Origin of the sequence: Marinoscillum furvescens DSM 4134, assembly GCF_003386095.1 — a bacterium.
Taxonomy (GTDB): Bacteria; Bacteroidota; Bacteroidia; order Cytophagales; family Cyclobacteriaceae; genus Marinoscillum; species Marinoscillum furvescens.
Map to the genome: position 1 here is coordinate 69,947 of NZ_QREG01000015.1, position 19,248 is coordinate 89,194.

A 19,248-nucleotide genomic window follows, 5' to 3' on the forward strand; every position below is an offset into this window, starting at 1 on the left:
AGTAGAACATATTAAAGCGGTGGGAGATCGGATTGAGTTAGATGTATTGTTGTTTACTGATGAAAGTTCTAGTGGGGTTTAGTATGCTTTTCCTCTGTTTCATGGCTGCAGGTGACAACACCTGTAGCGGCGAGGGATTGTGACGGTTAAATAGAATGTTGTAATTTAGTTAGGTGGAAATATTAGATGATTATGCTCAGTTTTTTACGGCTAGTATCCATGATTGGATACCGATATTGGCTGATAAAGAGGTGAAAGATATAATCTTAAACAGTCTAACTTTTCTGTCAAAGAACAATAGAGTGTATATCTACGGATTCGTCATTATGAATCACCATATTCATTTGATTTGGCAGATGCGAGAAGGATTTAGTACTTCGAGTGTTCAACGTGATTTTTTGAAATTCACCGCGCAGAAAATTAAGTTTTATTTGATAGAACATAACCCTGGAATCTTGAACCGGTTTGAAGTCGGGGCATCAGATAGAAAACATCAAATTTGGCAAAGGCAATCGCTGAGCATTCCGCTTTATTCAGAACAGGTGTTTCAACAGAAGTTAGATTATATCCACAATAATCCAGTTGAGGCAGGGCTATGTTCCTATCCCTGGGAATACGTCTATTCATCTTATAGTTTCTATAATACCAGTGAAAGTCGGTTTGATTTTTTGAGACATCATTGTGGGTAATTAAGTGGGTGATAAAAGCACACGACATTGTGTTGTTTTCGCTGTTGCATGTGACAACACTTGCACCGCCCATGTTGGTCTTGTGACCGACATGAGAGAAAAGGAGTAGAACATATTAAAGCGGTGGGAGATCGGATTGAGTTAGATGTATTGTTGTTTACTGATGAAAGTTCTAGTGGGGTTTAGTATGCTTTTCCTCTGTTTCATGGCTGCAGGTGACAACATCTGCAGCGACTCGGGGTGATATTTCTCCGCCCATGTTGGTCTTGTGACCGACATGAGAGAAAAGGAGTAGCGCATATTAAAGCAGTGGGTGATCGGATTGAGATAGATGTATTGTTGATTGCTGTTGATAGTTCTAGTGGGGTTTAGTATGCTTTTCCTCTGTTTCATGGCTGCAGGAGACAACTCCTGCAGCGGCTTTGGGTGATATTTCATCGGTCGCTGGCTACCGGTGACAACACCCGTGATAGGTCTCAAGAAGTGGTTTCGGCACTATGCTAATTTCTCCGCCCATGTTGGTCTTGTGACCGACATGAGAGAAAAGGAGTAGAACATATTAAAGCCGTCGGTAATCGGATTGAGATAGATGTATGGTTGTTTGCTGATGATAGCTCTAGCGGGGTTTTAGTATGCTTTTCCTCTTGTTTCATGGCTGCAGGAGACAACTCCTGCAGCGGATTAAGTTAATTTCTCCGCCCATGGTGGTCTTGTGACCGACATGAGAAAAAAGGAGCAGTACATAATAAAGCCGTCGGTAATCGGATTGAGTTAGATGTATTGTTGTTTGCAGGTGATAGTTCTAGCAGCGGCTTAGTATGTTGTTCCATTGTTTCATGGCTGCAGGTGACAACACCTGCAGCGGCTTTGCGGCTTTGGGTGATATTTCATCGGTCGATGGCTACCGGTGACAACACCCGTGATAGGTTTCAAGAAGTGGTTTCGGCACTGTAGTAATTGGGACACAAATCGGTTGCAGAAAAAATCCAATCATCGGAGCGATAGTCCATTGGATTATTGTTGGTAATTCTCTAATATTGCACACCCAAATAAAGATGCCGTGCGAATAGCGCAGCATTAGGGCCTATAACTCAGTTGGTTAGAGTAACTGACTCATAATCAGTAAGTCCCTGGTTCGAGCCCAGGTGGGCCCACAAAAGGCGAAGCACATGCTTCGCCTTTTGCGTTTTAAGGCTTCAGAAATTTCTGTCTAATGTGCGTATCACCTGTAGTCACCCAAACAAAGTACTGTCCCGACGGTAAATGGCTAATGTCTACGGTTGTGATCCCCGATTCCCTCGTACTGCGATAGAGCACCTGGCCTGCCAGGTTCATGATGCGAACCATGCTCGCGTTAGGTAGCTGCATTTGAAATTGATCTTTTACCGGGTTGGGGAAGATGTGTATTTCATTAGCATGACCTATTGAGGTAATCACTGCAGTGCGTAGGGTCAGTGTATCACCACCACAGTCATTCATAGCTATTAGTGCCACATCGTATGCTCCACTGCTGGCGTATTCGTGCACCGGGGAGCGTTCTTGAGAGGTTTCACCATCACCAAAGCTCCAGAGATAGGCGGTGGCGTGCTCACTCTGGTTGGTAAAGCTAATGGTGCCGTTCGCTCCGCTTTCATAGGTATAGTTGGCTACTGGGAAGCTTCCAGATAAGGTATAGCTAGCTTCGAACGAATAATACGTATCTGTAGCCGTGGAAACCCTGCAGCGGAACGGGGTGCCCTCATTGAAGCGGTTGGCAGGAAATGAGATGCTGGCAGTTTGTGCACCTGAGGTTGTTACATCGTCTGCTATATCAGTATATCGCTTGCCGTTGAATTTTTGCCATTGATAGCTGAGTCCATCACCTGCTGTTTGTATGCTAAAACGAGCGGTACCACCCTCACATATGGTTGAATCTTTTGGGTGAGAAGCAATAGGGTCTTCCTTCGGACTGAGGCGCAGTAAAAACAGTCCATTATTCATGTCGGAGACAGCTATTGTGCCACTGGCAAAATACGGGTAGCTGCTCCATGCTCCTCCAAAACTGATTTCATCCAGTTCGGGATAAGTGTCGAAATGAGCCACTTCACGTAGCTTTCCCTGCGCTATTTCATTCATGTCCAGCACTCGAAGGCCGCTTTTGTAGTTGGCGGCATACACCAAACTATCGTGAGTGTAGAGGTTGTGATCTATGGCCACAGCATTGTGGTAGTAATTCCCGATCAGTTTTGGATTTTCCAGATCTTCTACATTCCAAATGAGTGTCCGTGGGGTGTGTCCATATTCGCGCTCATCCAGCTCATCATTGATGATGAAAAAACGATGATCTTCAGAAAGCCACCCCTGATGCGTGTAGCGTACCTGATCATAGGTCTCTCGCCCGATCATTTTCAGGTCACTCTTGTCTGAAATATCAACGATCGTTAGCGTGTTTTCATTGGATGCGAAGACGATTTCCTGCCCTTTATATCGGTTGTCCGGACCTTCATAAATGACGTACTGAGCATCATGAGTGTAGCCATCTGCGCTGAAGCAGGCTTCAAACTGTGGGTTTATAGGGTCGCTGACGTCTATGATGTGCAAGCCGCCGCTACAGGAGTTGGCGGTATTTCGCAAGCCTACGGCGATTACGTAGTTTGTTTGCTCGTTGGTAACCACATTGTGTGAAGAGCCCAGCCCGCGGTACCAGCCATCGGCCTCTAGTATATTGTCTACGGCGGGTGTTTCATTTTTAAGTCTGGTAAGGTCAATCACCTGCATGCCATGGTCGGCATTGAGGTCACTTACGATATAGGCGTAGTTGTTGGCCACTTTAATGTCTCTCCAGGTCGATTTTTCGCCATGCATCACATGGGCAGTGCGCTGTGCGACGGTAGTAGGTTCGGGTAGTTTACCAATGATCACAGGGTTTAGCGGGTCTGTCACTTCTATGAAGGCCACGCCATCTTTTAACCCAAGTATGACATATTCCGCATTGGTGTCAGGGTCTGTCCATCCCCATAAGTCATTCAGGTAAAAGCCATTGTGTTCGGTAGCTTTTAGGTCAGAAGGAAAGAGGTGAGCCAGTAGGTCGATCTGGTTGCATGGGTATTCGCCAGCCAGCCCGTTTTCGCAAGGGGTCTGGGCAGCAGTCATCAGTGCAGTAGCTAGTGCAAAGCCAATAAATAATGCTTTCATGATTGGAGGGGTGAGGTATGAAATGATGCCAGTCCACCAATCAGGCTGCGGACCTTTTTGAAGCCATTTTTTCGTAAGAATTTCTTGGCTTGACCACTTCTTTTGCCCGACTGGCAATGGACGATCACTTCTTGTTCTTGTAAAGGAGTGAGCTCTTCAAGCCGATCTGGAAGGTTGTATAGTGGATACAACGAAGCACCTATGTTAAACTCTTCATGTTCCCACGGTTCGCGTACATCCAACAGGGTAAGCGGTTCGTTTTGAAGTAAGCGTTGTTTGAGTTCCTCGGGGGTAATGTCATTCATGACGAATTATCAGTTTTTTGGGTGGGGAGTTGTTGTCTATTACCAACAAATATATTCCATCTTCCAAAAAACTAAGATCAAAAACGTCTGACTTGTAGGCGCTCGCTTCGATACTGGTGATGTATGCACCGGTAAGGTCAAAAACCTGTAGCTGATCAGGAGCATTGGTGACATGAATGATGCCATTGCCCGGGTTAGGATAGACCTTATGATTGGACAGGTGCCGGGCACTGAGCTCAGTAGTGATAAGCGTGTCGGCATCAAACACCGGACGGATCATGATAGCACCTTTCAGTTGGGTGTTTTGCTCCCAGCCATCGCTTACATTATAGTAGATCATGTCGCTGGCGGCAGGATTACTTCTGTCAAAGCCAACTCCGAGATAGTTGTCTGTGTTTTGTTGATAACCAATGTAAAAAGTGTCTTCAACCAGTATTGGCTCACTTAGCTGTATCCGTGTAAAGGCATTGAGCCCTGTAGGTGCTGGTACGGTAAATGGCTGACTAATTTTGATGCCACGGTCGCTAAGTTGATTCCATACCTTGATGTCTATGGATTTGCTGGATGCATCCGGAGCAATGCTGGGAAAGTAGATGTCTATGTGCGAAAGGGTGTCAGGTGCTTCTAAGCCAAATTTTATAGCGAGCTGCCCTTGTAGTAGGTTGAGTGCGGCGGCAAATTCAGCGGTGCCATCATCGTAGGCGAGGTGGTTGTGCAGCGTGTATTGTGCACGAATGGTGTCGTTTACTTTTAGGTCTATCGCTTCAAACACCGTGTCTGTGCCCACTACTTGTTCAAACAGGTGTTTGTCTCCCGTTTTGTAGTAAAAGGTGCTCTGTAGAACCAGTGAGTCTTCAGTGAGCTCAGGCCAGGCAAAGCTGCTGGCTCCTGTGACTCTACGCATCTCATAAGCTTTCAGGCCACCGCCACCGCCATTGTCGAGAAAAGCATCTGTATAATACTCGCCGGTAGCGAGGTTTTGAATTTGCTGGTAATATTCCAACGTGTGGAAAACCCCGTCCAGGTTAAATACCTGAGTTTGCTGTGGGGAGAGGTAGCGCTCCGGGTTGGCATTAAACTGATGGATCGAAATCTCGTGATAGGGCGCAAATAAGTTGGTCAATACACCGGTCATGCCTCTGTCGAAGTGGCTGAGGTCATCGGATGAGCGGTTGTCGTTTAAGTAGATATAGTCGATGTGCCAGGTGTCAAAAGGACCTCTACGGCTGGTGAACGCCTGAAACTTGATTCGTAAGTTGTTATGGAAAAAGCGCTGATCATCGATTTTGATGATTTCCTGCTGAAAAGTTTCGAAAGCATTTTCTTCTCCACCGACTTGCCCCCAGACGGTATGCCACACTGAGTCTACATCCAGCAGCTGTACGCGTATAGAATCATTATCATCGGGTAGCTCGCCGTAGCCTCCTGCCTGCCAAAAAAACGACAGGTAGGTGGAGTTTTGATCAATGGCATCCGTACCCATAGGTATGGGCTGGCTCACCAGCGAATCTGTGGGGGCATTGAACTCACTGGTTAGGTCGTAAGCGGCACCATTGCCCTGAAGGCCATCAAAAGTAGCTGCCTGATAAGTAGGAGGGTTTTTTGCTAGGCTGGGGCTGATGTATACATTGGCGCCGTATGCCCACTTGAGTGTGTCTGGAGTGCTGCCAGAGGTGGAGAAGTCTTCCCAAAAAGGAAACAGAACTTCAGCCTGAGTGGCTACTCGTGCCGATGTGTTTTGCGCTTGAGGCGCCTCTGCTTCGATACCGAAAATGGTAAACTGTGCAGCTGCCTGCCAGCCTAATGCTATTGCTATGGTGAATAAAAGGTGTTTCACTCCTGATCAAGTAAGGTTGGGCTGGTGTTGAGCGAATCAGGGCTATAGATCCACAGGTCTACCATCTGCCCCAGTCGCATGGAACGACCTGAAGTTGGGCGCTGCTTGAATACTGCGCCGGGTGCTACAGGTTGCTCTTCATATTCGAAGGTGCCATCTTCCAGCTCCACCTTCACAACGGCAACTCCTTCTTTCTCGTGTGTGATTTCTCCTATTTTTAATCCCGAACCTACTATGGCAAACTGAGCACTTTCCAAATCCAGCCCTATGAGGTTGGGTGATTCGAGCGTTTGCTTGCCTAGTCCATCGCCTACTACCAGGTTGATTGTAGATCCTTTGGGGATGCGTTCGCCTTCAAGTACTTCCCGTTCCTCCAGTCGCTGCTCCAGTACATAGTTAAGGGCCAAGTCCGGTACATATTTGATCTCTCCGAGGTTTAGGTCATACGTTTTCAGTACAAACTGAGCGTTTTTTACCGATCCACCTACCAGTTTGGGCATACGCACAAGAGGAGGTTTTTCCGCATTTAGCGAAACGTATATTTTTCGATTTTCCTTCACTTTAGCACTGGGCAGCGGAAACTGGTGGAGCACTGTAAGCGGGGGAAGGTCGGCAGAAAAACCAGAGTCTTCCTGCACTTCGAAGCGCAGGTTGCGCACCTCCAAAAATTCATCCAAATCATCTACATGAACTCCTGTAACATCAGGTACTGTGATGGTTTCACCATGATTGGTGCTCATGGGCAGGTAGACGAAGAAAAAGATAAAAACAAAAAGCACTCCCAGGGTGACGATGACACCTACGTGTAGTAGGAGGTCTTTCCAGGAATTGATTTTAAAAATCGACATAGGTGTTGTTTATAAAACTGGTCTTTGGACGATCGAAGATAATCAAACTATAAAATCCACACTTAGCTTATTGGTGTTTTCAATTGCTTTCGGGCAAAACCAAACGCAATGATTTCATCTATAAACTCATAGGGCTTCATATTATTGAGTGCCGACTGGTGAAAAATAGCAGTGGCAGGTGTCATTCCCGGCAGGGAATTGATTTCAATAATGATTGTTTCCACTTTATGAGGGTAGATGCGCACAAATGCATCGATACGGCAGTAGCCTTCCACACCAATGACTCGTGCCGTTTTTTCCAACACCTGCTTTACTTCTTTAGCTACGCGCTGGTATTCTTCACGGCTGTCGCCAAAACGGGCCGGAGTGATGTTTTGTCCTTCTCCAGCCAGGAATTTTTCTTCTAAAGACAATACCTCACCAGAAGCCAGAGCCTCAGAAGGCTCAAAAACCTCATAAGTTAAGTTGCCTTCATTATCCAGGCGAGTGAGCATTCCTCCTGTGATTTCCAAAAACCGGTCTGCACCTTCGGGGCCTATGAGTGATTCTACCAGGAAGTAGTTTTTTTGAGGAAACTCTTCATTGTCTTTGAGGTTGAGCGCTGCTTTTGGGCCTTGCGGGAATGCTTCAGTATCCCTAAACATCATTTCGCAAAATGCTTCCAGCTCTTCAGGAGATTTGATCTTTTTTACAGCGCTAGAGCAGCCATCGTCCGCTGGTTTGGCAATCAAAGGAAATGGGAAGCGCTCGGCAATGGTTGCCAGTGTTTGAGCTTTGTCTTTTTGGTAATCCTCCTGATGGACCAGTAGGTGATCTGCTACCAAAATACCTTCTTTGCGCAGGCGTTCGTTGGTTTCGAATTTGTTGATGGACACCTGCGAGCTCGCTACTCCGGAGCCATTATAAGGAATGCCTCTTTGCTCGAGCTGCTGCTGTACGGCTCCATCTTCTCCCGGACGACCATGTAGCGCAATGAAAGCAAAGTCTACCCGGGCTGCCAGCTGATCATAGTCCAGCGTTTCGAGCTGAAGGGCTTCTCCCGAGGCATACGTGTCCGTGATGTGGGCTGCACGTGTTCTGATCGCATCGATAACCGGGTGTGCAGCTTTATTGGCTTTGATTTTGTCACGGATGTCATCTGCATTGTCTTTCAGCATAATGTTTACCGGTAGCTGATAGAGCTCGTGTTGGTCTTCATTTCCCGTAAGGAAAATGGGGATGGGCAGGTACTTGTCTGAGGAAGCCAACTTCTCAAAGATGTTGCGGCCGCTTTCCACGCTGATGTGGCGCTCGGAAGAAAACCCACCCATGATTACTGCTACTTTGGTGCGTTGTTCTTCAGCATTGGCAATGGCTTTGAGCTGCCCGTTGAGGTTAGCGCGCAGTTGGTTGAGCTGGTAAATGTGCTTGCCAGCCTGAGTGCGTGCTTCCAGACTTTTGGCAATAATGTAGGTGAGAAACTGCGATGGGTTGAGGCCAATCTCTGCTGCCTGGTGGAAAAAGAATGAAGACGGAAGCATTCCCGAAGTGGTGTTGGGGTCGTTGAGATAGATGGCTCCATCTTCCGTGTAAAACCCATCCAGACGGGCATATACCTGACTGTGTAGCGATGTGAACAGGCGTTCACATTTGCTCATGATCTCCTGAATGGCCGTTTCGGGCAGTTCTATTGGTGTGATCTTTCGGCTAATGCCTGGTAGGTATTTAGAGCGGTAGTCAAACAGCGTGCTGGACTTGCGGATTTCTGTTGGAGGCAGTGCCAGTGGCTGGTTGTCCTGATCCGCTATCACGATGCACGAAAACTCCTTGCCTTTGATGAAGGACTCTATCAGAATGCCGGATTCTCCGTTTGGGGATTCCAGCGAAAGTTCATCTTTTTCGGACTCATCCAGCAGGAGCCACAACTCCTCCGGATGATGGATGAGCTTGCCATCTACCAGCACAGGGAAGCCCAGCCCTTCGCGGATGTCGGTAAACTGCAATAAGAAGTTTCGTTTTTGCTCGTCCGACCAGCTTTTCCACATGCCAGGCGCGATCTTTTGGATGAAGAAGGCGCGATTGATGCCATCAATCAGTTCTTGTTGGTTTTTGGCAATAGCCACTCCTATAGATGAGCCCTGATGTGGTGCTTTTACTACTACGGGATAGCTAAAGGATTTCTCGATCGATGAGATGACTTCTTGTGGTGACTGTACCCAACTGGTACGCGAAGTAGTGGTGAAAGCCGGTGTGTCGAAACCAGCAGATGCCAGCACAGCCTTTTGGATTTCTTTATCTATACCGATGCTGCTGGGAAGGATGCCCGCACCTGTATAGGGGATGTTGTACCATTCCAGTATTCCCTGAATGTTTCCATCCTCACCATAGGGGCCATGCAGGGCCAGGAATGCAAAATCTATGTGTTGGCTTAATTCGTCCGGCTGAAGTTTTTTACCTATTGCCGCTATGCTCTTGTCGATGGCTTCCTGATCTTGAAGGGATTCGGCATAGATTTGGAAAAAATGAGGACTCGGTGGGAGCTGTTCGGCAGCTGGGTAAAAGTCACGAATGGTGCCTTTATAGAGGTATTTCCAGTCCAGTAAAATAAAGTTTCCCAGGCTATCGATAAATATGGGTACTGGGGTGAAAAGTGCTTTGTTTAAGTTGTCATATACGGTGCGTCCACCGGCAAAAGAGATCTCTCGCTCACGAGACTGACCTCCAAAAAGTATTCCGATCCTCATAGCGGGTAAAATTAAGGCAAATTCCTCAAGCAACTAGTGAGCTGAGTGGGATTAATGGCTAGCGTTTGATGAAGAGCCGCTCTACTTTTTCATATCCATCACCTTTGACATGCAAAACATAAAAGCCTCCCTGCGATGGTGCCTGGAAGCGCAGCGTCTGGTTGAGGATATTAGCATGTACTTGTTGGTAGATGATTCTGCCACTCATGTCCATGATTTGAATTTCCAGTTCTTTTTTCTCTGGCAGGTTAAAGGTCACCCTGAAATCTCCATGTGAGGGATTGGGGTATACGACGAGTTCTTGCTGAAACTCGGGTAGTTTAGGGTCATTTGTGGTGAGGATATCTATATCGTCCAGATACAGTTTGTTGCCATTGCCATTGGTAAAAACAAATGCCACTCGCAGGTCCGGGTATTTAAGGTGCTCAGTGATGTCTATAAATTCGGTGCGCCAAAGATCTTCACTTTCGGGATCCCATTCTGCTGAGCTGCTTACTATGGCCATTTGCTCAGAGTTTAGGTTGAGGAGCTCCACATCAAAGGTTCGTCCGCAGTTGTGCGAAAGCAGGACTTTGAGGTTGTCGTTAAATCCTGTCCGCTCTGCGTAAGAATAGCGAAAGCGAATGGCAGCCTCAGTATATCCACTCGTGATAAGGGTGGGGGATACCAGATAGCTTCTACCAGTGACAGGGTTGTCATAGTTGTTGGTGGTGAGGGCCAGGTCACCTTCTACCATCTGTGTGTAATAGAGGTTTTCACCCTCCGGGCTAAATGTCACCCACTGCATGTTTTCAAAATCTTCCTGAATAGGAATCACTTCTTCCTGTAGATCTACGAGTGTTCGGAAAGTGCGCTGGTTGTTGCCGGGCTGCAGGTCGGTTCGGCCATTTACGGTTTCTATAGTGAAAGTGATGTCGTTAGGGCCATCTTGTAGGTCGTCAGACAGGTTGAAAGTAAAGTTTTGATCATCACCGCTAGGTATGTTCAGGTCTGTATACTCAAATGTTTTCGTTGTTTCGTTTACCTGTAGTTTGATGTGCAGCGAGGTGACATCCTCGTATCCATAGTTTTTGATTTCCAGACTGGGAAAAGAAAACTGGTCGCAAGTGACCACCGGGATGTTATCCACGCCTCGTATCCCTACATCGTCTGCGAGCAATTCGCCTGAAGATACGGAGATGTTGTCGATGTAGATGTTGTTGCCTCCTCCGTTTACACCTATAAATGCGATTTGAACATTTTCCTGACCTGCGTACTTGGTGAGGTTTAATGATACCGGGCTCCAGTCACTTTGCACCGATGGGGCAAAGCTGCTATCCTGGGTTTGTGTGGTGTTTAGGCCCAGTCCGTAGCGCTCAAATTCATAGTTGTGCAGGTGAAAGTTTTGACCACAGTCCGTGGATACGGCTACTATGAGCCCGTCCAGGTAAAAGTGAGAGGTGCCAGGTATACGCCGTGGGGCATAAGCATAATTAAACTCCAGCTGTGCGGAGGTAAGCCCGGAGAAGTCCAGGGTTTTGGTGATCAGTCGGTCTTGCAAGCCAAAGTTGACTTCCTGATTGTAGTAGGGTGCCATGGCTGCCTGATTTCCACTGGTAGAGTCTGGTGCAGTACTAAAGGTCCAGGTGGAGGTGTTGCCCTGTTCTGCGCGTCGAAAATAGGTGTTTGATTCTTCAAAGTCTTCGTAAAAGGGGATGTTGTCGAGGGCAGAAGGTGCCAGCAATACTTCCTTGATGTCATTTTCTGGCTCTGCATCCGTAGTGCCATTTACGCTGATCACTTCAAAGCGCACATTGTTGCTTACAGTGTGGTCGATAGTAAGCGGAGAGAAGCTTACCTGGCTGGTTTCACCTGTAGCGAGGAGTACTTCTTTGGATTGCGTTTCAATCCGACTGCCATTCAGGTATAAGGCTACTTCAAAAGAAGTGATTTCATTGGTACCATAGTTGCGCACCTGTAGTGAGGGTGTGGTGGTCTCTGCACAGTCAGATTGCTGAGGAGCAATGATTGATCGGGCGCCGAGGTTGTTTGCGACAAGTACTGGCGTTTGCAGGCCGGGAGAGGTGAGCAGTGTTTTACGTCGTGGGCTCGTTTCCAGCACGGTACGCATGCGTTCTTTTTGACATACTGTAAACAGGTTCATACAGCGATCGTCAGTGTAGTCCATGTAGTTTTGGACCATGTCTTTGCTGTCGCAGGTGTTTTTATTGGTGGGACATCCGCTACTGGATGAGGCAGCCTCAGGCGTGTCATCACAGTAATCTTGAGCAGAGCATCCGCCATCGCCCCAGATGTGTCTAAGTCCGAGGTAATGGCCCATTTCGTGGGTGGCTGTGCGGCCATGGCTATCAAAGCTTCCAGTGTTGGTGTTGCGCCCCACCCAGACATAGTCGATGACTATGCCATCGGTAGACCGGTAGTTTTCGAGCTCAGACGCAATTCCTTCCAGATTGGAAAAGGGAAATTGTGCATAGCCCAGATTGTTACCCGAAAGGTTGGTGATGTAAAAATTGATGTAGTGTTCGTGAGGCCAAAAGCTTTCGGCCATTAGGGCAGCATCGTCAGAGATGCTGTACTCGGATTTGGCACCTTGAATGCGTACTATGCCATCAGTGGGGAGTCCTTCCGGATCTTGCCGCGCAAAGACAAACTCGATTTCTGTGTCGGCTGCAACTGATAAAAATTCATTAGGCGTATCACTGGCATCTGCATTGGTTCGCCTAAAGTCTTCATTAAGGATTTCGAGTTGTTCAATGATGCGTTCGTCGGGGAGATTGCTGCCAAAACCCACATCGCTACCATCGTGAATCACATGAAAGACCACCGGTATTTCGTAAACCTGTTGCTGTCTTCTGTGACTGGTGCTGAATTGTGATTTTCGGTTGCTCAGCCAGGCCTCAAATTCTGCAGTACTTTCTGATCTTAGCTTATTGGCCGGAAGCTGCATGGTAGCGCATCTTTCCTGAGCAAAGCTGGCCAAAGTCAGCAAGGTAAAAAGTACTGCAATGAGGGCTTTCATGGGTTTACATCATCGTTTCAGGAAGACGTGCGTTGGGGTCGTCGGGAGAAGTGATGTTGATGGCTTCCACTCCCTTGATTTCCGGGACTACTCGTTTGATCGCTTCTTCCACCCCTGCTTTGAGTGTCATGGTAGACATAGGACATGAGCCACAGCTGCCTAGCAGCTCTAGCATCACTACCTGATTGTCTGTAACCTCCAGGAGCTTTACATCTCCACCATCTGCTTCCAGATACGGCCTGATGTTGTTCAGTGCTGACTCTATTTTGTCTAAAAGTTCCTTGTCGGCCATGTTTAGGTATTAATTTCTACTTTTTTGGTTTTGGCAGCTGTAGCATTTCTAATGGCTACTTGCTGCGCCGTGTTTTCAGCTAAGTTTCTAAATGCCTCCGCGGTGACATCATCCTTCAATACAGCCGGGTATCCTGAGTCTCCGCTTTCGCGAATGCTCTGAACAATCGGTATCTGTCCCAGAAATGGAACATCATATTTCTCTGAGAGGTTTCGTCCTCCGTTTTCTCCAAAAATATAGTATTTATTGTTAGGAAGCTCAGCTGGGGTGAAATATGCCATATTTTCTATGATGCCCAGCACGGGAACGTTGATCTGGGGCTGCTGAAACATGGTCAGTCCTTTTTTGGCATCTGCCAAAGCTACCTTTTGCGGGGTAGTCACTATGAGTGCGCCAGTTACCGGCACGCTTTGTACGAGCGTAAGGTGAATATCACTGGTACCCGGGGGAAGGTCTATCAGTAGGTAGTCCAGGTCACCCCAAAGTGTATCGCCCAGAAATTGCTTAAGAGCTGAGCTGGCCATAGGTCCTCTCCATACCACGGCATTTTCTGGTGGTGCCAAAAAGCCAATTGACATCAGTTTAACACCATACTGCTGGATGGGGATGAGCATGTTTTTGCCATTTACATCCGTAACGCCCGGTTGTTCATGCTCACAGTTGAACATAGTAGGCACTGAAGGACCAAAGATGTCTGCATCAATGAGACCTACTTCGGCACCTGTTTTGGCCAATGCCACAGCCAGGTTGGCTGCAGTAGTAGATTTGCCAACCCCACCTTTGCCTGAGGCCACTGCTATGATGTTTTTCACTCCGGGGAGCAGGGGCGCATTGTCGCGGATGGTTGTTACCGTGCTGGACATTTCTATTTCTGTAGCCACCTCTTCTCCGAAGTGTTTGGCGATGGCTTTTTCACAGTCACGCTTGATGAGCTCTTTGAGTGGACAAGCCGGAGTGGTGAGCATCACGGTAAATCGGATGATCCCGTCGGCAGTCTGAATGTTTTGAATCATGTTGAGCGTTACCAGGTCTTTTTTGAGGTCAGGATCCTGTACTTCGCTCAGTGCTTTGAGTATATTTTCTCTTGTAATCTCCATTTGATCGATATGAACCGCAAGTTTAATCAAGGTAACCTCGACAGCAAACTTATGGTTCTTCAGATTACATATATGTCGGGATAAAACCAAAGAAAACCGGTATTGATGGTGTCTGTTTGGTTTAGATTTGTCCAATCTAAACCCAATACCCCATTTGCTAATGACCTGGTTGCTTTCACTTTTCATCTTGCTCTATTCGCCACCAGTGGTGATCACTCCGGATACGCGGGAGGTAGAGCTAAAGGTGACTGATTTGGATTTGTGGGAGGATGTGAAAGGTGATGCCTCCATTGCGCAGGTTTCTGACCCAGACTTTCAACCGCGGTTTAATAAGGACCTCAATTTTATACCTCAAGATTACAATACGTCATCAGCCTATTGGGTAAAACTCAAAGTGATCATACCGGACGTGCCCAAAGGGTATTTGTTGGAGTTTTTTGACCAGACGATTGATTCTTTGGATGTCTACATTCAATCCCCGGAAGCAGAAGGTTTTGACCGCTACCAAATGGGCGACATGTTTCCCTTTACGGAAAAACCCTTTGCTCATAAAAACTTTGAAATACAGCTGCCGAGAGATGGAGAATACCTCATCTATTTTAGAGTGAAAAGCCATGAATATGCGGATATCCGTGTAGCGATCAGGAGTTATTCGTGGTTTATGGAGTATGCGCTGGCTGAGTATTACCTGTATGGCATTTTCTATGGGATGATTTTGATCATCTCACTATATAACTTGCTCATCTACTCGGCCATTCGCGAGATCAAATACCTCTATTACACATTTTATATGATCAGTGGCGGAGCATTTGCCATGAGTGTAGACGGGGTTGGGTTTCAGTACATATGGAGGGAGAGTCCGATGTTTAATCAAGTGGCTCATGGGATTTCCCTGTTTTTGATGATTTTTTGGGCCATACTTTTTTCCAAAAAGTTTTTGAACCTGAAAATACGGGCACCCAAAATCGATAAAGTGCTCAACGTAGTATTTGCAGCACGTATCGGGGTGTTTATCTATGCGCTGTTTATTAATAATGACCTATTTCAGTATCGGAATATTGAGCTGGTCCCACTTACCATTATATTCTGGGGGAGTATAATGGTGTACCGTAGAGGTTACCAGCCGGCACGTTTTTTTATTGTGGCTTTTGGTTTTCTTTTCCTGGGATTTATTCTGAAAGCGTTGCTGATGCTTTCGGTCATTCCTTTTTATATCCTCAGTTATTACAGTCTGCACATTTGTTTTGTGTTTGAGATGCTCTTTCTGTCGTTTGCCCTCAGTGACAGGGTGCGCATCCTCAAGGCCAACAGAGATCGTGCGCTGAGGCGAATTATCAGCCAACACGAAGAAACTGCGCGGCTCAAGGACGGCATTAATGCGCGACTAGAGCAGGAAGTGGCGCTCAGAACCAATGAACTACGCGAAAAGAATGAGCTGCTTGAGCAGCAAAAAAGAGATATCTCGCAGATTAATTCCCTGCTGGACCTGGATAATTATCGTTTGCGCAACAACATTAAATCGATTCAGCGTGAACGAATTCAAAACAAAGAATTGACCTATGAGGAGTTTAAAGAAGTGTTTGGGTCGAGGGAGGAATGCCTAAAGGCACTGAGCAACTTTAAATGGCGCGATGGGTATGCATGTTTCAAGTGTGGAGCCTCTACCCATAGCAAGGGTAGCTCGCCTATGAGCAGGCGCTGTACCAAATGTGGCTACCAGGAATCACCCACGACTCATACGTTGTTTCACGGCATTCGATTTCCTTTGGAAAAGGCCTTTTATATCCTTTACGAAACCACCAATAAGGATCAATATTCCCTCAACGAGCTTTCTGAAATTCTGGATCTGCGCAAAAACACTGTGTGGGAGTTTAAGAAACGCATAAAATCACAATCTGACAATCAATCGCCAGATATTCACGAAATCTTCAATGACATCAGTTCTCAAGTAGAAGTTTGATTTTTTCTGATTGTATTTTAAGAAGAATTTTTTCAGGGGTTTTTTAATGACACTCAAGCGTTACATCAACTAGTCTTTTTTGTGTATTTGAATTTTAATTAAAAATTATTGCTTGTTATTAAAGCGATACAGTTGTGTTTTTGCTGGTGGATTGTGTTTTCATTTATATTGTATTATTCTAAGATATTAATTTTTGAATTTTTTTGAAAACGATTGCAGATTCTCTAAAGTTGCATCATACAAAACCTATTAAAATGTCAAATTCATAATATGAGAAAGCTTAAACTAAGTCTGATTTTCTCGCTCATGGTGACTTACGTCATGGGGCAGGATTTTACGCTATCCGGTAAGGTGACGGATGCAGAAAATGCTGAACCACTGATAGGTGCCAGTGTGGTGGAGAAGGGTACCAGCAATGGTACTATCACTGATATAGAAGGAAACTATCAGCTGACAGTAGCTTCCGAAGATGCTGTACTGATGGTGTCTTATGTTGGCTATGGATCTCGGGAGGTTCCTGTAAATGGACGTACTTCGCTTGATATTTCCATGGACCTGGATCTTTCTGAGCTAGAGGAAGTAGTGGTCATCGGCTATGGTACTCAAAAAGAAAAGGACCTCACCTCTGCCATCACTACTGTAAAAGCCGACGAAATAGCCAAGACTCCTACGGGGCAGGCGATGCAGGCACTACAGGGTAAAGTGGCTGGTGTGCAGATTGTGAGCAATGGCGTACCCGGTAATTCACCTACGGTACGCGTGAGAGGTATTGGTTCATATCCAGGACAGGGCAATGCTGATCCGCTCTATGTGGTGGATGGGATGTTTTTCGACAATATCGATTTTCTAAATCCATCGGATATAGCCAGCATATCAGTACTCAAAGATGCCTCAGCTGCAGCTATCTACGGTGTGCGGGCTGCGAATGGTGTGGTGCTCATAGAAACAAAGGCAGGGTCTTATAACTCTGCTCCTCAAGTGACCTATGACGGGTACTACGGTACACAGGTGCCGCAAAATGTGCTGAAAATGGCCAACGCAGAGCAGTTTACTCAATATGCACTGGAAACAGGCAGCGCTGCAGATGCCAGCTATATAGACAATGCAATGCAGCGATACGGCAGAAGCCGAATCAACCCGAATGTGCCGGCTGTGAATACAGACTGGTACGATGAAATCATGAAAGCTTCAGCGCCTATTCAAAATCACTCACTCAATGTAAGTGGTGGTACAGACAATACGGTGTATTCCATTGGTGCTAGTTATTTCCAGCAAGAAGGACTTCTGAAGGAAGCAAAAAACCAATACGACCGTCTGAATATGCGGGCAAAGGTGGATATTGATGCTACGGAGTGGCTCAAGGTAGGAGGTAACCTCAACGTGAGCAATGCTACGCGATACAGTGGAGAAAATGCTGCCTGGTTTAGAGCATACTATGCGGTGCCGATCATGCCGGTATTTGATGAGCAAAATACAGAAGCAACAAACAACTATGCGAATGCTCAGGATCTCGGATACCGAAGTGCCCAAAACCCATATACTACACTGGCCTTCAATGATAACCGATTGAAGATTCGAAAAGTGTTGGCCAATTTTCATGCAGAAATTGAGCTGATACCCAATAAGCTGAAGTTTAGAACCGCATACAATTACAACACTCAGTCTCTAGAGGAGCGTTTGGTAGACCTGCCTTACAACACGGGCAGAACAGTAATCGATGCGGCCATTCAGAAAAAGGCTGAAGACGTGCTCAACCAGATTTGGGACAACACACTAACCTACAACGAATCCTTTGGCAAACACTCTGTGGTAGCTATGGCAGGTTACTCTTACCGTGACGAGTCTACACAGGCCATCAACATCCGCGGAACGGATTTTGATAATTTTGGTGGTGAAGAGACCTGGTACATCGATCAGGCCAACACGATTGTGCAGGCAAGCTCTGGCGATTTTGGTTTCCGTGAGTATGGAGTTTCTTACTTTGGCCGCCTGGCTTACAATTTTGATGATCGCTATCTCCTGTATGGAACATTCCGGGCAGAAGGAACATCTCGCTACCAGGAGAAATGGGGTTATTTCCCTACCATAGGTGCGGGATGGGTGATTTCTGAAGAGAAGTTTATGCAAAATGTGGCTCCAGTGAGTTTCTTGAAACTTCGCGGTAGCTGGGGTAAGCTGGGTAATGACTCTGTAAATCCAAGTGTTGGAGGAGCCACTACCTCAGTGGTCACTACAGCCATTGATGGAGAGCGCGTAACCGGCCTGGTGGTGGACAACACCTATGACTCACTAGGGTGGGAAGTAGTAGCAGAAACCAACATCGGTCTGACGGCTAGATTCCTCAATAACCGACTCTCATTAGACGCAGATTATTACATCAGAGATACTGAAAACGCCGTAATCTCACTCCAAATCCCTGTGCAAGGTGGTTCGGTAAGAAGAAATAATGGTGTGATCAGAAACGAAGGGTTAGAAGTAGCCCTCAACTGGTCGGATAATTTGTCTGATGATTTGAATTACAATTTCGGGCTGAATTTTGCCACACTCAATAATGAGACACTTGACCTGGGAGGCCAGCCTTATATCGATGGCGGCTCGGCAGAGTTTCGTCAGCGTACATACGTAGGAGAGCCACTTTTGGCCTTCTATGGCAGAGAGGTGCTGGGTGTATACCAGACCGAAGAAGAAATTCTCAATAGCGGTTTGAGTGAAGAGTTTTTGGCGGATGCCAACCTGGAGCCCGGTGACTTTATCTACAAAGATCAGGACGGAGATGGCGATATCGATGATGAAGACCGTGTGATTCTCGGTTCATACCTGCCTTCGTTTACCTATGGTTTCAATGTAGGGCTCAACTACAAAAATTGGGAATTTACCGCAAACTTCCAGGGGCAGCGTGGCAACAAGATTCTTAACCGTAAGCGCGGAGAGATCATCTTTACCAATGATGCCAACATAGATGCTGACCTGGCCACCAACCTGTGGAGAGGTGAGGGCACTTCGAATAAGTACCCGTCTGCTGCTGGCTTGCGCAAAGGCTGGAACCAGGCGCTGAGTGACTATTTTATCGAAGATGGTTCGTACTTCCGCGTACAAAATGTACGTGTAGCGTACCGAATACCCGCTTCGGAAATGCTAGGACGAAAAACACCAGAAACCAAAATCACCTTTACGGCCGAACGCCCAATTACAATGTTTGATTACAATGGTTTCAACCCTGAAGTAAGCAACGGTATTGACCGTCAGGTCTACCCGATACCTGCTGTATATACCATGGGTGTAAACATGAAATTCTAATCAACTA

12 protein-coding genes and 1 tRNA gene are annotated in these 19,248 nt (G+C 46.6%); 4 read left to right on the forward strand and 9 right to left on the reverse strand.

Annotated elements, in window-relative coordinates:
* Positions 1 to 173 precede the first annotated feature (173 nt).
* Positions 174 to 689: an REP-associated tyrosine transposase gene (locus C7460_RS24470; RefSeq protein ID WP_394340428.1), complete on the forward strand. Its 516-nt coding sequence runs from the start codon at positions 174 to 176 to the stop codon at positions 687 to 689.
* A gap of 141 nt (positions 690 to 830) precedes the next feature.
* Here C7460_RS24470 and C7460_RS24090 read toward each other — a convergent pair whose 3' ends face one another.
* On the reverse strand, positions 831 to 1,127 hold the full coding sequence (locus C7460_RS24090; protein WP_147302976.1) for a hypothetical protein: 297 nt from the start codon (positions 1,125 to 1,127) through the stop codon (positions 831 to 833).
* Between the two features lie 642 nt (positions 1,128 to 1,769).
* On the opposite strand from C7460_RS24090, the gene C7460_RS15445 reads away from it, so the two are divergent.
* Positions 1,770 to 1,843: transfer RNA gene (locus C7460_RS15445), tRNA-Ile, on the forward strand.
* Positions 1,844 to 1,877: 34 nt separating this feature from the next.
* On the opposite strand, the gene C7460_RS15450 is transcribed toward C7460_RS15445, so the two are convergent.
* The 8 genes from C7460_RS15450 to C7460_RS15485 form a co-directional block, all read right to left on the reverse strand.
* On the reverse strand, positions 1,878 to 3,863 hold the full coding sequence (locus C7460_RS15450; protein ID WP_115869024.1) for a choice-of-anchor B family protein: 1,986 nt from the start codon (positions 3,861 to 3,863) through the stop codon (positions 1,878 to 1,880).
* Positions 3,860 to 4,168 carry a rhodanese-like domain-containing protein gene (locus tag C7460_RS15455; protein ID WP_115869025.1) on the reverse strand — a complete coding sequence of 103 codons (309 nt, stop codon included), beginning with the start codon at positions 4,166 to 4,168 and terminating at the stop codon, positions 3,860 to 3,862. The genes C7460_RS15450 and C7460_RS15455 overlap by 4 nt, the downstream gene beginning before the upstream one ends.
* Complete coding sequence (locus C7460_RS15460) at positions 4,161 to 6,005, reverse strand: T9SS type A sorting domain-containing protein (protein WP_115869026.1); 1,845 nt, start codon at positions 6,003 to 6,005, stop codon at positions 4,161 to 4,163. The genes C7460_RS15455 and C7460_RS15460 overlap by 8 nt, the downstream gene beginning before the upstream one ends.
* A complete protein-coding gene (locus C7460_RS15465; protein WP_115869027.1) occupies positions 6,002 to 6,853 on the reverse strand; it encodes a PASTA domain-containing protein in 852 nt (283 codons plus the stop codon). Before C7460_RS15465 ends, C7460_RS15460 begins: the two co-directional genes overlap by 4 nt.
* 62 nt (positions 6,854 to 6,915) lie before the next feature.
* The gene (locus C7460_RS15470) at positions 6,916 to 9,576 is read right to left on the reverse strand and encodes a D-alanine--D-alanine ligase family protein (protein ID WP_115869028.1); all 2,661 of its coding nucleotides are present in this window, start codon (positions 9,574 to 9,576) and stop codon (positions 6,916 to 6,918) included.
* Positions 9,577 to 9,634: 58 nt separating this feature from the next.
* Positions 9,635 to 12,595: a T9SS-dependent choice-of-anchor J family protein gene (locus C7460_RS15475; protein ID WP_115869029.1), complete on the reverse strand. Its 2,961-nt coding sequence runs from the start codon at positions 12,593 to 12,595 to the stop codon at positions 9,635 to 9,637.
* A gap of 4 nt (positions 12,596 to 12,599) precedes the next feature.
* The gene (locus C7460_RS15480) at positions 12,600 to 12,887 is read right to left on the reverse strand and encodes a NifU family protein (RefSeq protein WP_115869030.1); all 288 of its coding nucleotides are present in this window, start codon (positions 12,885 to 12,887) and stop codon (positions 12,600 to 12,602) included.
* A 2-nt stretch (positions 12,888 to 12,889) separates the two neighbouring features.
* Positions 12,890 to 13,984, reverse strand: coding sequence for an Mrp/NBP35 family ATP-binding protein (locus C7460_RS15485; protein ID WP_115869031.1), 1,095 nt, complete (start codon positions 13,982 to 13,984; stop codon positions 12,890 to 12,892).
* A 160-nt stretch (positions 13,985 to 14,144) separates the two neighbouring features.
* On the opposite strand from C7460_RS15485, the gene C7460_RS15490 reads away from it, so the two are divergent.
* Together C7460_RS15490 and C7460_RS15495 are read left to right on the forward strand one after the other, a co-directional pair.
* The gene (locus C7460_RS15490; protein WP_115869032.1) at positions 14,145 to 15,944 is read left to right on the forward strand and encodes a 7TM diverse intracellular signaling domain-containing protein; all 1,800 of its coding nucleotides are present in this window, start codon (positions 14,145 to 14,147) and stop codon (positions 15,942 to 15,944) included.
* A 270-nt stretch (positions 15,945 to 16,214) separates the two neighbouring features.
* Complete coding sequence (locus C7460_RS15495) at positions 16,215 to 19,241, forward strand: SusC/RagA family TonB-linked outer membrane protein (RefSeq protein ID WP_115869033.1); 3,027 nt, start codon at positions 16,215 to 16,217, stop codon at positions 19,239 to 19,241.
* Positions 19,242 to 19,248: the final 7 nt, after the last annotated feature.

Coding starts and splice junctions, on each gene's coding strand:
- C7460_RS15475 (WP_115869029.1), bottom strand. CDS start 12,595: ATGAAAGCCCTCATTGCAGTACTTTTTACCTTGCTGACTTTGGCCAGC.
- C7460_RS15485 (WP_115869031.1), bottom strand. CDS start 13,984: ATGGAGATTACAAGAGAAAATATACTCAAAGCACTGAGCGAAGTACAG.
- C7460_RS15470 (WP_115869028.1), bottom strand. CDS start 9,576: ATGAGGATCGGAATACTTTTTGGAGGTCAGTCTCGTGAGCGAGAGATC.
- C7460_RS15480 (WP_115869030.1), bottom strand. CDS start 12,887: ATGGCCGACAAGGAACTTTTAGACAAAATAGAGTCAGCACTGAACAAC.
- C7460_RS15495 (WP_115869033.1), top strand. CDS start 16,215: ATGAGAAAGCTTAAACTAAGTCTGATTTTCTCGCTCATGGTGACTTAC.
- C7460_RS15450 (WP_115869024.1), bottom strand. CDS start 3,863: ATGAAAGCATTATTTATTGGCTTTGCACTAGCTACTGCACTGATGACT.
- C7460_RS24090 (WP_147302976.1), bottom strand. CDS start 1,127: ATGAAATATCACCCAAAGCCGCTGCAGGAGTTGTCTCCTGCAGCCATG.
- C7460_RS15455 (WP_115869025.1), bottom strand. CDS start 4,168: ATGAATGACATTACCCCCGAGGAACTCAAACAACGCTTACTTCAAAAC.
- C7460_RS15465 (WP_115869027.1), bottom strand. CDS start 6,853: ATGTCGATTTTTAAAATCAATTCCTGGAAAGACCTCCTACTACACGTA.
- C7460_RS15490 (WP_115869032.1), top strand. CDS start 14,145: ATGACCTGGTTGCTTTCACTTTTCATCTTGCTCTATTCGCCACCAGTG.